Annotated in this window: 9 protein-coding genes and 1 pseudogene; 3 read left to right on the top strand and 7 right to left on the bottom strand. The window is 64.1% G+C overall.

Features of this window, described 5'->3' with window-relative positions; genetic code table 11:
• Positions 1–75 precede the first annotated feature (75 nt).
• From QZ266_RS13990 to QZ266_RS13965, 6 genes are all read right to left on the bottom strand, one after another.
• On the bottom strand, positions 76–528 hold the full coding sequence (locus QZ266_RS13990; protein WP_295696201.1) for a peptidylprolyl isomerase: 453 nt from the start codon (positions 526–528) through the stop codon (positions 76–78).
• An 8-nt stretch (positions 529–536) separates the two neighbouring features.
• Positions 537–1,490 (bottom strand): peptidylprolyl isomerase, encoded by a 954-nt coding sequence (locus QZ266_RS13985; RefSeq protein ID WP_295696203.1) that lies wholly within the window; start codon positions 1,488–1,490, stop codon positions 537–539.
• A 2-nt stretch (positions 1,491–1,492) separates the two neighbouring features.
• Positions 1,493–1,981: a pantetheine-phosphate adenylyltransferase gene (gene coaD, locus QZ266_RS13980; protein WP_295696199.1), complete on the bottom strand. Its 489-nt coding sequence runs from the start codon at positions 1,979–1,981 to the stop codon at positions 1,493–1,495.
• A 118-nt stretch (positions 1,982–2,099) separates the two neighbouring features.
• Positions 2,100–4,904 carry a DNA gyrase subunit A gene (gyrA, locus tag QZ266_RS13975; protein WP_367178247.1) on the bottom strand — a complete coding sequence of 935 codons (2,805 nt, stop codon included), beginning with the start codon at positions 4,902–4,904 and terminating at the stop codon, positions 2,100–2,102.
• Between the two features lie 671 nt (positions 4,905–5,575).
• On the bottom strand, positions 5,576–7,303 hold the full coding sequence (locus QZ266_RS13970) for an ATP-binding protein (RefSeq protein ID WP_295696195.1): 1,728 nt from the start codon (positions 7,301–7,303) through the stop codon (positions 5,576–5,578).
• Between the two features lie 98 nt (positions 7,304–7,401).
• The gene (locus QZ266_RS13965; RefSeq protein WP_295696193.1) at positions 7,402–7,953 is read right to left on the bottom strand and encodes a winged helix-turn-helix domain-containing protein; all 552 of its coding nucleotides are present in this window, start codon (positions 7,951–7,953) and stop codon (positions 7,402–7,404) included.
• 89 nt (positions 7,954–8,042) lie between these two features.
• On the opposite strand from QZ266_RS13965, the gene QZ266_RS13960 reads away from it, so the two are divergent.
• A complete protein-coding gene (locus QZ266_RS13960; protein WP_295696191.1) occupies positions 8,043–9,512 on the top strand; it encodes a serine hydrolase in 1,470 nt (489 codons plus the stop codon).
• A gap of 48 nt (positions 9,513–9,560) precedes the next feature.
• Here the strand turns inward: QZ266_RS13960 and QZ266_RS13955 are convergent, their stop codons facing one another.
• Positions 9,561–10,166, bottom strand: coding sequence for an EF-hand domain-containing protein (locus tag QZ266_RS13955; RefSeq protein WP_295696189.1), 606 nt, complete (start codon positions 10,164–10,166; stop codon positions 9,561–9,563).
• Positions 10,167–10,440: 274 nt separating this feature from the next.
• On the opposite strand from QZ266_RS13955, the gene QZ266_RS13950 reads away from it, so the two are divergent.
• Together QZ266_RS13950 and QZ266_RS13945 are read left to right on the top strand one after the other, a co-directional pair.
• Positions 10,441–11,772: a nucleotide pyrophosphatase/phosphodiesterase family protein gene (locus QZ266_RS13950; RefSeq protein ID WP_295696187.1), complete on the top strand. Its 1,332-nt coding sequence runs from the start codon at positions 10,441–10,443 to the stop codon at positions 11,770–11,772.
• Positions 11,773–11,791: 19 nt separating this feature from the next.
• A pseudogene (locus tag QZ266_RS13945) lies at positions 11,792–12,228 on the top strand (hypothetical protein); the annotation flags it as partial.

The following is a 12,228-nucleotide window of genomic DNA, read 5'->3' as shown; positions in this document are numbered from 1 at the left end:
GCGACCCGGTCATAGATAGCCGAAAGGCGGCCATCGGCCGCCTTTCGATCAAGTGTCTTTATCCAGCTCAAGGCCCTAGGCCTCGATGACCGAGGCCTTGATGATCTTGCCCGGATTGGCCGGCGGCTCGCCCTTGGGCAGCGCGTCGACATGTTCCATGCCGGAGACCACTTCACCCCAGACCGTGTACTGGTTGTTGAGGTAGGGCACGTCATCCAGGCAGATGAAGAACTGGCTCGACGCGCTGTCCGGATCGGCGGCGCGGGCCATCGACATCGTGCCGCGCACATGCGGCTCGGCGGAGAATTCGGCCGGGATGTGCTGGCCGGAGCCGCCCATGCCATTGCCGTTCGGGCAGCCGCCCTGGGCCACGAAACCATCAATCACGCGGTGGAAGTTCAGCCCGTCATAAAAGCCTTCCTTTGCCATCTCGGTGATCCGCGCCACATGCTTGGGTGCGAGGTCGGGACGCAGCTTGATCGTGACGTCACCGCCTTCAAGCGTGAATACGAGTTGTTCTTCAGCCATGGGTCTTCCTATTCAATAATCCGGGTCGGCACGGTGATATCGCAAATGTCCGGCAGATTGCCAGACGGGTCGCGCAGCGTGTCGAGATAGGCGGCAAAGGCCGCGCTGTCGGTATCAGCCACCTCGATGGTCACCTGCTCTTCGGCCGGCAATTCATCACCGGTCCGCATGGAGCGGATATTGTCGGGACGGAAATCCGGGTCATCCATCGCCGAGCCGACGGCAATCGCATCAACCGCTTCCTGACCCACGCGAACACGGCCCCAGGACGTGTATTGCGCATTGAGATGCTCGGGATTGCCGCGTGTGATGTAGAATTGGCTGCGCGCCGAATTGGGATCGCCGGTCCGCGCAGCGGCGGCAGCGCCCGTGCAATGCAGGAGCCAGGACTGCACCTGTCCGTCGCCGGTGATCGCGGCCAGCGCCGCAGTCTGGGTCCCGGCCGGGAAGCCGTCCCAGAAACCGGCCTTGGCCATTTGCGGCAGGGAGCGCGGATTGATCATGCGATCCTGCAGCTCGGTCACGACCGGCTCGCCGGAGCGGCGCACGGTGAATTCGGCTTGCAGGCCGTCCACGTCCGCAGCATGGCCGGGATTGGAGCGCGCGCCCCCGCCCTGGGCCATGAAGCCATCAATCACCCGGTGCCAGACCAGGAAATCATAGAAGCGCTCCTGGGCGAGCGTGCGCATGCGCGCGACATGGTTGGGGGCGAATTCCGGTGCCATCTCGACAATGACCATGCCGTGATCGGTCTCGATATAGAGCAGGTCTTCCTGGTCAGCCGTGCGCCAGGAATCGGCGGGCAGATCCCATTGCGGCGCCGGCGCCGTTTCCTGGGCTGCAGCGGTGCTGACGGCACTGGCCGCGCCGGCATCGGCTTCGGTCGTGTCGGCGGTGGTCTCGCGGGCGCAGGCGGCGGTGGTCAGCGCGAGGGCCAGGGAGGCGGAAAGGGTGAAACGCATGATCACGCAAGACGCTCCTTCAATCGGCGTTCAATACTGGGCGTCACAAAGGCGGAGACATCTCCGCCGAGACGGGCGATTTCCTTGACCAGGCGGGACGCAATCGCCTGGTGGCGTGGATCAGCCATCAGGAACAGCGTCTCAATATCATCATTGAGCTGCTGGTTCATGGCGACCATCTGGAACTCATACTCGAAATCGGACACGGCCCGAAGCCCGCGCACGATGGACTGGGCACCGATCTCCTCGGCGAAATGCATCAGCAATCCGTCGAAGGGCCGGACATCGATCTGGGCGCCATCGGCAAACTGGGCGACCTCGGAACGGACCATGTCGACGCGCTCTTCCAGAGTGAAGAGCGGATTCTTGCCTTCATTGATGGCAACGCCGATGACGAGATGGTCGACGAGCTTCACAGCCCGTCCAATGATGTCGATATGACCATTGGTCAGCGGATCGAACGTGCCCGGATAGAGCGCGGTACGGGTCATGGCCATTCTCTCCCCGGGCTGGGCGCCCCTGCGACACCGGCCCGGTGTCGCAGTCCTGTCTGGCAGACCGGCGAGGCGAGATCAATCATCCCGCCTCTCCCGGTGTGCGACTCGCGCGCTACTCGCCGGCTTCGCTACCGCTCTCCGGAGCCGAATCCGTGCCCGAATCCGGGGCCGAATCCGGGGCCGAATCCGGGCTCGAACCCGGGGCCGGCAGGGCGTCCGGATCGATGTCCTCTTCACCGTCATCGCCCGCATCCTGGATGCGGACAACGGCGACAACATTCTCGCCCTCATTGAGACGGATCAGGCGGACACCGCGCGAGGACCGGCTGGCAATCCGGACCGTGTCGACCGGGAAGCGGATCAGCTGGCCACCGTCTGTGACGGCCATGATCTGATCGGCATCCTCGACCGGGAAGCTGGCCGAGAGCGGGATGTCCCGCTTGATATCCGTGGCCGCGACACCGTTATTGCCGCGCCCCATGACCCGGAAATCATAGGCAGAGGAGCGTTTGCCCATACCGTCTGAGGCAACGGTGAGGAGGAATTCCTCGGCGGCGCCCAGCTCGGCCAGGCGCTCGGTCGAGAGGGCCGCATCTTCGCCGCCATCATCATCACCGTCTGCGACCGCGACTTCGACCTCTTCATCATCACCGAGTGCCCGCCGCATGGCCGTCGCATGTTTCAGATAGGCGCGCGCCTCCGGAGAGGTGACATCAATATGATGCAGGATCGCCATCGAGATCAGCGTGTCGCCTTCGGCCAGGCGGATACCGCGCACCCCGACCGAATTACGGCCGGCAAAGACGCGAACATCGGTCGCCGGGAAGCGGATGGCCCGCCCCTTGTGGGTGGTCAGGAAGACATCGTCCTGCTCGGTGCAGAGCACCACATTGACGATCTGGTCGTCCTCTTCCTCCAGCTTCATCGCAATCTTGCCATTGCGATTGACCTGGACGAAGTCCGACAGCTTGTTGCGGCGGACCGTGCCCTTGTTGGTGGCGAACATGACATTCATGTCGGCCCATGTGCTCTCATCCTCGGGCAGTGCCATGATCGAGGTGATCGTCTCGCCCTGCTCCAGCGGCAGGAGATTGACCAGGGCCTTGCCTCGCGTATTCGGCGCACCCAGCGGCAGGCGCCAGGTCTTGGTCTTGTAGACCATGCCGCGATTGGAGAAGAAGAGGAGCGGCGCGTGGGTCGAGGCCACGAAGAGCGTGGCGATGAAGTCCTCGTCCTTGGTCGCCATGCCCGAGCGGCCCTTGCCGCCGCGGCGCTGGGCGCGATAGTCCGACAGGGCCGTACGCTTGGCATAGCCGCCATGGGTGACGGTCACCACCATCTCCTCACGCGGGATCAGATCCTCATCCTCGAAGTCGAGCTCGGCATCGACGAATTCGGAGCGGCGCGGTGTGGCGTAATTCTCGCGAACCTCGGTCAGCTCGTCCCGGATCATGCCCAGAACACGCTCACGCGAGCGCAACAGGTCGAGGAGGTCGGCAATCTGTTCGGCCAGCGTCGCCGCTTCATTGCCCAGCTCTTCACGGCCGAGACCGGTCAGGCGGTTGAGGCGCAATTCCAGGATCGCCCTCGCCTGTTCCTCGGTGAGGCGCAGCGTATTGTCCTCGCGCAGCATGGACCGCGGATCGGCGACCAGTTCGACCAGCGGGGCGACATCCAGTGCCGGCCAGTCGCGCGCCATCAATTGCTCGCGCGCCGTCGCCGGGTTCGGCGCCTTGCGGATCAGGGCGATGACTTCATCGATATTGGCCACAGCCAGGGCGAGGCCGACAATGACATGCGCCCTGTCACGCGCCTTGTTGAGCTCGAACTTGGCCCGGCGTGCGACGACTTCCTCACGGAAGCGCAGGAACTCCTTGAGGATGTCCAGCGCACCCAGCAATTGCGGACGGCCACCAACCAGCGACAGCATGTTGGCACCGAAACTGGTCTGCATGGGCGACCAGCGGAAGAGCTGGTTGAGAATGACATCGGCGACGGCATCGCGCTTCAATTCGATCACGACACGCATGCCATTGCGGTCACTTTCGTCACGCAGATCGGCAATGCCCTCGATCTTCTTGTCACGCACAAGGTCGGCGATCTTCTCGATCATCGAGGCCTTGTTCACCTGGTAGGGGATTTCATGGACGATGATCGCCATGCGGTCCTTGCGTACTTCCTCGATCGAGGTGCGCGCCCGCATCACCACCGAGCCGCGTCCGGTCAGCACCGCATTGCGGGCGCCCGTACGGCCCAGGATGAGACCGCCCGTCGGGAAGTCCGGACCCGGGATACAATCCAGCAGTTCGGCCTCGGTCAGCGCCGGATTTTCCAGCAGGGCCAGCGTGCCATCGATCACTTCGCCCAGATTGTGTGGCGGGACATTGGTCGCCATGCCGACGGCGATACCGCCGGCACCATTCACCAATAGATTGGGATAGCGCGCCGGCAGAACGACCGGTTCCTTGCGCTCGGCCGAGTAATTCTCGACGAAATTGACCGTGTCCTTGTCGATATCGGCCAGCAGGGACTGGGCCACTTTCTGCATGCGCGCTTCGGTGTAACGATAGGCGGCGGGCGGATCACCATCGACCGAGCCAAAATTGCCCTGCCCGTCGATCAGCGGCACCCGCATCGACCAGGGCTGGGCGAGGCGCACCATCGAGTCATAGACCGCCTGGTCACCATGCGGGTGATAGCGACCCATCACGTCACCAACGGCGGTCGCACATTTGCGATAGGATTTTTCGTGCGTCTGCCCGTTCTCGTGCATGGTGTAGAGAATGCGGCGGTGAACCGGCTTGAGACCATCACGCGCATCGGGGATGGCCCGCGACACGATCACGCTCATCGCATAGTCGAGATAAGAGGACTTCATCTCGTCTTCGATGGCGATATTGCCAACCCCGTCCGGCAGGGCCGGCGGCTGACCGCCCGTATTGTCTGCCCCGTTTCCGGAACCGTCTTCGGCTGTCGTCGGCGTGTCGTCGTGATCGCTCAAGGCGGCCCTCTTTTCATTCTGTCGCAATGGCGGTCACGATTGCCCCGACCGCACCCTCACGAAAATCGCCGCCGATCCCACTCCCTCGCGCGCGGGCGCGAATCATTAGTGTGAATCAGGCGGCTTTCCTGTCGCAGAGTCTTAACAATCGTAAGGGGGGAGAGCAAATGCGGGGGGCGGTTGGGGGCTAAAAATACCTCCGGCACTTTATCCGACGAACACCCCACCCCACACCGTCATCCTGACGAAAGTCAGGACCCAGTCTCGCAGACCCGATTTCGCCGAACGCTGCAATGACGTCGCGTCGCAGTCCGGGTCCCGATTGTCATCGGGATGATCCTGGTTTCGGGAGTTCCAATACCTTTGTCATCCCGGACGGAGCCCTGACCTGATCAGGGCGCAGATCCGGGACCCATACGCCCGGTGCGGCCAGCTTTCGCGATAATGGGTCCCGGCTCTGCGGCCTGCTTGCGCAGGCCATTCGGCCGGGATGACAAGCGGGTGGGGGACAGATGATACCTCTCTCTCCGCCCACCCCGGCGCCGTCGCGCAGGAGGCTTGCGACAGACACGGCGTTCACGCGTCCATCAAGCCGCGTCGAGTTGCTCTTGCAGCAGTTCCAGCCGGACAGGCTTGCCGAGCACGCCGTCAAAGCCCGCCTCGCCATATTCGCGCACCTGGTGGGTCATCATGTTGGCGGTCTGCGCGACGATCTTGCTGGGCGGGCGGGCTTGAGCCTGTTCCAGCGCCCTGATCTGTTCGAGAACCTCATAGCCACTGAGGCCGGGCATCGAGATGTCGAGAAAGATCGTGCCGAATTCCGCCTGACGGACCGCGTCCATGGCCTCCTCGCCGGAGGCGGCAAATTCGGCCGAGAAACCGAGCTTCGCCAAAAGGCCGCGCATGACCTCGCGATTGATGCTGACATCGTCCACGACCAGGATTTTGAGGTCCCGGGCGCCCGGGCTTGCCGGCTCGCTGACCGCCTTCGCTTCGGGTCCGTTCTGCACACGCGCCCCGTCATGGGCCGGAAGCTTCAGACTTGCCGTGAAGCAGGATCCGACACCGGGTTCGCTTTGCACGTCAATTCGACCACCCATAAGCGCGGCCAGTTGCGACGCAATGCACAATCCCAGGCCACTGCCCCCGTATTTTCTGGACGTGCTTTGATCAGCCTGGGTGAAGCGCTCGAAGACCCGGCGGACTTCCGCCTCGCTCATCCCGATACCTGTGTCGCGCACGGTGAAGCGAATGTCCGATGACGTCTCGCCTGGCTGAACCACGAGATCCACGCGGCCTTCGGCGGTGAACTTGATCGCGTTGGAGAGAAGATTGTGCAGTATCTGGGTGATCCGGTTTTCGTCACCGACCCTTTTTTGGGTCAGATCGAGATCCGGACTGATCTCGATGAAGAACTCCACCGATTTCTCCGCCGCCGTGATGACATAGAGCTGGGCGACGCCATTGATCATCGCCGGCAAATCGAAGGGCCGGGTCTCGACGGCCATCAGGCCTTCCTCGATACGCGAGAGATCCAGAACATCATTGAGCGTACTCAGCAGGACTTCACCCGATTTGGTGATGGCCTGGACCTGGTCGCTCTGGTCCGGCCGCAGGCTTCCATCGTCCAGCACCCGCGCCATGCCCAGAACACCATTGAGCGGTGTCCGGATCTCGTGACTGACCGCGGCCAGAAACTCGGACTTCACCCGGGTCGCTTCTTCCGCCTGTTCGGACTTGCGCTGAAGTTCGATCGCGGCCTGCACCATTTGCGTACGAAAGACACGCGCGCCCGCAAACACGAATGACGCGGCCAGGACCTGGCCGGCGATCAGCGTAAAAATGCTCACATCGGGCAAATCACTCGCCCACTGAGCGCCTGTCATCACGAAAGTGCCGACATAGGCGGCACAGGCCATGAGAAGCGTCGCCAGTCCATCGCGCCACCCCAGTGCCAGCGTCACCGTCAATACCGCCGGGATGAAAAGCAGATTGCTTGGGCTCACCATCTCCTGGGCGGTCAGCGAGAGCGCAAGGAGGAGGGATGCGACCAGATGCGAGAATATGCGCGTATTCCGCGCGAAATGTTGCGTTCCGACGACCATGAAGGGGCCGGCCAGGCACAGGAGAGCCATCAGACCGCCCAGCGTGACCGTCAGCGGGTAGTCTCCAAGATAGGGGATATTGATCGCGGTTATGGCGAGCCCGGATATGCCTGCCAGCGTGAAGAAGACAGAAACGGCGCGCTCGCTCGCGAGCCGCAAGCGACCATGTTCCGACTGGTCCGGCCATATTTTCTGCTTCAGATCCAGCATGACTCCCCCAGCGTTTCGGCTGCTGTGCAGGTCTTACGGCAATCATGTTGAGAATCGCTGAACGTATCGTCCCGCGGGCGCGCCCGGACGCCGCTGCCCTACCCCGCCTCATCCGGCAAGGTCAGACCCGCATCGACCGGCTCGCCGCTGAAGATCTCAAACTCCTGCTCCAGCGTTCGCGGCCAGAACACGCTGGCGACCAGCGCCGTGACCAGGACACCGACGGCGAGGCCGGTGAGGAAGGGGCGTTTCACGAAGCCCAGGCCGGTGCGCAGCCAGGCCAGGAAGGGCGAGGTCGGGGCCGGGCTTGGCAGGGTCCCGGCGCTCTCGACCGGGGCGCTGAGACTGTAGCCGATGCGCGGCAGGGTGCGGATCAGGCTGGCATCGCCCAACAGGCGCCGGAGGCGGGAAATCGCCTGGTTGAGCGCTTCATCGCTGCCATCCTCCTCCCACACCGTCTCCAGGAATTCATCGCGGGTGACCGGGCTGATGCCGCGCCGGGCGAGGAGGTGAAGCACGCCGGCCAGGCGCGGTTCGAGGCGATGGGTCTCGCCCTCGCGCACCAACACGCAGGCCATGAGATCACAATGGGCCGTTCCGATCCGGAAACGCGTCGCAGCGGTGTCGCCGCCGGGTGAGGACAATGTCATGTCAGCCTATCCAACAGGTTTTCGTCAGGACGCGGACGCGCCGCCATCCTAGCCAGTCGGGGCTAACATGAGCAAGGAGAGCGACGACCATGAAAGCTTTGTCATTTCTCAGGCGCACGTCCGGCCGCATGGCGGGTGCGTTGAGCCTGGCTCTGGCTATCACCTCCGCGGCGACCGCCCAGGCGCCCGCACAGGCGACCGACCCGAATGTCGACTCTATCGCCGCCAGTGCCCGCCTGTCAGAGGCCTTTGACGCACTCGAGGCTGCCGGCTTCACCGGAATTGTCGGCCTGTCACTGGACGGCGAGACGGTTTTGATGCGAGGGGCCGGTGAGGCGGACCCTCAGACCGGTCGCCTCTTCGGCCCGGACACCCAGGTCGACATCGCGTCGATCACCAAGAGCTATACCGGCATGCTGGCGGCACAGCTGATCAGCGACGGCACGCTGTCGGCCGATCTGCGCCTGGCCGATGTGTTCCACGATGTCCCCGCCGACAAGGCCGACATCACCCTGCACCAGCTCCTGACCCACGCGGCCGGCCTGCCGGGCGGGGTCGGCGATGATCTTGTGGACGAGGACTTCGACACGTTCCGGGCCAACGCCTTTGCCGCGCCACTGCGCTTCGAGCCGGGCACCGCGTATTACTATTCCAATGTCGGCTTCTCCCTCGCCGCCGCCATCATCGAGCGGGCGACGGGCCAGACCTATGAAACCCTGTTGCGCGACCGGCTGGCCGCTGCCGGCATCCGGGACACCGGCTATCAGGCCGTCCATGACCCCCGGCGCTCCGTCCATTTGCGCGACGGGCGCGATGTGTCGGAAGCGTCCTGGGGTGGCCATCCGCCAAACTGGAACCTGATCGGCAATGGCGGGCTGGTCTCGACCGCGCCGGACATGCTGGCCTGGCGCCAGGCCTGGTCAGCCGGCGAGCTGATCTCGCCGGAGGCGCGCGATTTCGGCCAGACCCCGTTTCAGGATGAAGGCGGCGGCGCCTCCTATTACGGCTATGGGCTGGTGGTCGAGGATGACCCGGAACTCGGCCGCATCTACTGGCATAATGGCGGGTCGGCGCACTTCAACGCCCATTGGCGCGAGCTGGCCGATCACGGTCTGATCCTGTTCGTCGCCACCAATCAGCGTCATCTCAATGCCGACCGGGTTGTCGACGTATTGACGGCCGCCTGGTTTGACCGGCCCTGGCAGGTCGCGCCCGCGACCCCGCCAGCCGATGCGAGCGTCAAGCTTCCCGATACGCCAGCCGCTCGGCTGGTGCACGACTACCTCGCCGCGCTCGCCGCCGACGCGGCAGCGCGCCAGGCCTTCATCGAAGCCCGCTTCACGCCCGCCTTGCTGGCCGCTGCGCCGCTGCAGGAACATCTGGCCCTGTTCGAGCAGATCGCTGCCGACCTGACCGACCACCGGCTGGCCGCGTTTCAGTCAGACGAGGCGCAGGTCCGCATTGCGGTCTTTGCGCCCGCCCTCGGACAAACGATCGAGCTGGTCTTCGACACACCGGACCCGCAGACACGGCAGATCGCCGGGCTGCAGCTCGGCTGAGCGACAGGGCCCGACCGCCTGGCGGTCGGGTCCTGCCCCTGTGCCCAGTCAGTCGATGCTGTAATTCATGAACTCATCACGCGTGACGCGGCCATCTCCGTCGACATCGATCATCTGGAAGACCGCGGTCACACTCAGAACGGCCGACTCTTCGGCATTGGCGATGACGCGGTCGAGATAATCCGGCGAGGCAACGCCCTGCTGGGCGTTCATGCCGAGCTCGGCCAGGGCGGTCTGGACGGAGCCGGTGACCTCGTCACGCAGGTCCGGGCCGAGATGGCCATCCGCGGTCAGGCCGGCTTCGACGAAGAGTTCGGCGAGGTCGAAATCATTGCTGCCATCGCGGTCGACCGAAGCGAAGCTGGTGTCCAGATCGTGTTCGTCGGCGTCGACGGGGGTTGCGGTCTGCAGACCCGAGACGACGGCGACGGCGGTCACGAGGGCGAGAAAGCTTGCAGGCATGGTGTACTCCTTCACATTGAGATGGGGGAGCACCCGGCGGCGATGACGTGAAACGGGGTAGGTCTCGACATAGGCACGAAGCACTTCGCTGGCCGTCACGCCATGCGACTGACACGCCTCCATGAAGTCCTGCTTGGTCTGGTGACCAATGCGGATTTCCAGGAATTCGCTCTGCTTCTCACGCCGTTTCATGTCATATCCGACCCGCAAGGCTGGTCGGTCCCTGTTTCACGCTGGCACCCGAGTGCGACCCGACCTGGCCACACCCTGCCTGCCAAGAAGAACCGAATTGCCGTCCTGACGCACGCATTATAGCGTCCGGACACTGATTTTATTGATGAATTTTCGGTCACCTGACGACCGCGCCCGGGAAATCGCAGGCCCGGCGTCACAAATCCTTGCCTTGTCGGCTCGCCCCTGCCTGACTAACGCGCATTGCATCAGTGTCGCGCCATCGGGGATATCCATGCTGTCACGCCTTCTCGCCCTCACCTGTCTGACTGCGTTCCTCGCGGCCTGCGCGCATCTGCCCGGCGCTCCGGACCCGGCCCCGACTCCCGCCCCGACCCCGGCTCCCGCCACGGGCCCGGACACGGACAGCGCCGACGGGCCGCCGGTCGTGATCATGATTGGCCTCGACGGTCTGCGTTATGACGCCATTGACCGCCATGAGGCGCCCAATCTGCGCGCCCTCGCTGCGCGCGGCACGCGACCCGAGCGCATGGTGTCGGTCATGCCCACCAAGACCTTCGTCAATTTCTATTCCCTGGCGACCGGTCTCTATCCCGAACACCATGGCATGGTCTCCAACTCGCCCTATGACCGGCGGCTGGACGAGACCTTCTCCAATTCCGGCGGCAGCCCGCAAGACCCGCGCTGGTGGGGTGGCGAGCCGATCTGGATCACCGCCGAGCAGCAGGGCCTGCGCTCGCACATCATGTTCTGGCTCGGCTCTGAAGTTGAAATCAACGGGACCCGCCCGACTGTCTGGCACCCTTATGAGCACAACAAACCCTATGAAGAACGCGTCGCGGAAGTCCTGTCCTGGTTCGACGCGCCGATCGCCGAACAGCCCCGCTTCGCGGCCTTCTACATGGACCATGTCGACACGGTCGAACATCGCGGCGGCGTCGAGACGGCAGCCGAGGGCACAGCGGTAGGGCATGTTGACGATCTGGTCGGCGAACTGGTCGCCGGACTGGAAGCCCGCGGCGTGATGGATCGGGCGACGATCATCATCGTCTCCGACCATGGCATGGTGAATGTCTCGACCGAACGGACAATCGCGGTCGATGAATTTGCCGATCTGGACGGTCTCTTCATCGAGGAATTCGCCGGCCAGTATGGTGCCGGACTGGAACCTTTCCTGATGGGTTTTGGCGATGAGGCGACCGTCGAGCGCATCTACACCGCGCTGCAGGGCGCCCACCCGCACATGACGGCCTATCGCCGTCAGGACATGCCGGAGCACTGGCATTTCGACCATGTTGATCGGGGGCCGGATCTCTTCATCCTGGCTGATCCGGGCTGGCAGATCACCGCGTCCGACACCGACCTGACCAATCCCTATCTGGCCGGACTGCAGGCCACTCACGGCTATGACAATCTCGCCGACGAGATGGGCGCGACCTTCATCGGCGTCGGCCCGATCTTCCCCGAAGGCGCCCGCCCGGCCGCCTTCGACAACATCAATGTCTACGGCCTGATCGCCTGCGCCCTGGACCTCGAGCCGGCCGAGACCGATGGTAGCGCGCAGGAAGTCGAACGGATCACCGGCGGGCGCTGCCCGGCGGAGTAAATCCGACTGGAGGAACCGCATGCCTGACATGACACGGCGAAGCGCGATTGCGGCCTTGGGCGCCTGCGGCCTGCCCGAACTGGCGTGGGCGCGACAATCATCGGGTGGCTGGCAGGTCATGACGGCCCTGCCGCGCCGCGTTCAGGAAATCTATCCAACGGTCCTCGGCCAACACATCTATCTCGCCGGCGGGCTGGAAGCGCGCGAGGGGCCCGATGTCGACAGTATCAGTGATCAGCTCTTCGTCCTGACCGACCCCGCCAATCCCGCAGCGATGTGGGACACGCGCGCCCCGCTTCCCGAACCGCGCCACCATCCCAATCTCGTCGGCCATGACGGCTTCGTTTACGGGATTGGCGGTTTCCGGGCCGGCGATGGCGGCATCTGGGAGATGATCGCGAACACCACGCGATACGAGCTCGCCAGCGATGAATGGGTCGAGATGGCGCCGATGCC

Origin of the sequence: uncultured Maricaulis sp., assembly GCF_905480005.1 — a bacterium.
Taxonomy (GTDB): Bacteria; Pseudomonadota; Alphaproteobacteria; order Caulobacterales; family Maricaulaceae; genus Maricaulis.
This window is presented reverse-complemented; position numbering and strand designations above follow the sequence as displayed.